This window comes from Endozoicomonas atrinae, from assembly GCF_001647025.1.
In the GTDB taxonomy this organism is placed as follows: domain Bacteria; phylum Pseudomonadota; class Gammaproteobacteria; order Pseudomonadales; family Endozoicomonadaceae; genus Endozoicomonas; species Endozoicomonas atrinae.
In genome coordinates this window covers 1-653 of the sequence record NZ_LUKQ02000714.1, presented here as the reverse complement: position 1 = coordinate 653, position 653 = coordinate 1, and the positions used below count along the sequence as shown (strand labels likewise).

At 53.1% G+C, this 653-nt stretch carries 2 protein-coding genes; both read left to right on the top strand.

The features are described from left to right. The first annotated feature begins 49 nt into the window (after positions 1 to 49). The gene (locus AK963_RS30230) at positions 50 to 268 is read left to right on the top strand and encodes a hypothetical protein (protein WP_066018854.1); all 219 of its coding nucleotides are present in this window, start codon (positions 50 to 52) and stop codon (positions 266 to 268) included. A 181-nt stretch (positions 269 to 449) separates the two neighbouring features. Continuing rightward, on the top strand, positions 450 to 653 hold a 204-nt coding region (locus AK963_RS30225), incomplete at its 3' end, for a hypothetical protein (protein ID WP_139117829.1).

The window sequence follows — 653 nt, the reverse complement described above, 5'->3', positions numbered from 1 at the left end:
CTATACTCAGCTCGCACATAAACACTGAACAACAGACAAAGGAATTACCATGATTAACGAAAAACTCTACGAATGCTTGGTGAAACTGGGTGCTGATGAGGACGAAGCCCGAGATGCTGCCAGCGAAACCGCGAAGGTCTGTCTAATGGCCAAAGATATTGAATTGGTTAAACTGGCCACCGAAACCCTCGACACGAAAATGGATTACCTCACCGATCTGGTCAAAGAAATCCACGCCAGAGTCCTGTCGGACAACACTGAAGAATAAAATATCACCCCGAGGGACGATCCCGTCCCCGCTCCCGCCTACCATACCCCTAAACATCGTATTCGCTACGGCCAACTTCACACGATGTTCCGAGTTCCCGCGGCGGTGATGGTCATCCCACCAACGCAGATCGACTCGACAAGTAACCCGAGAACACGACAATCCGACAAAGGACACTACCATGACCGTAGGAATCCAGGGATTGCGGGGCACAGGTCAATTCGACGAGCACCATCGCCCACGCAACTACCGCGAACTGTTTACCATGCTGGAGCCGAACGGCACAGCGCCATTCAATGCCCTTCTGGCCATGACCGGATCAGAAGCCACTGACGATCCCGAGTACCGCAACTTCGTCGACGAACTGCCTGACCGCACGTTCCTG

What these genes read in the sequence shown, in the direction of transcription:
- AK963_RS30230 (WP_066018854.1), top strand. Translation starts at nt 50, where the DNA reads ATGATTAACGAAAAACTCTACGAATGCTTGGTGAAACTGGGTGCTGAT.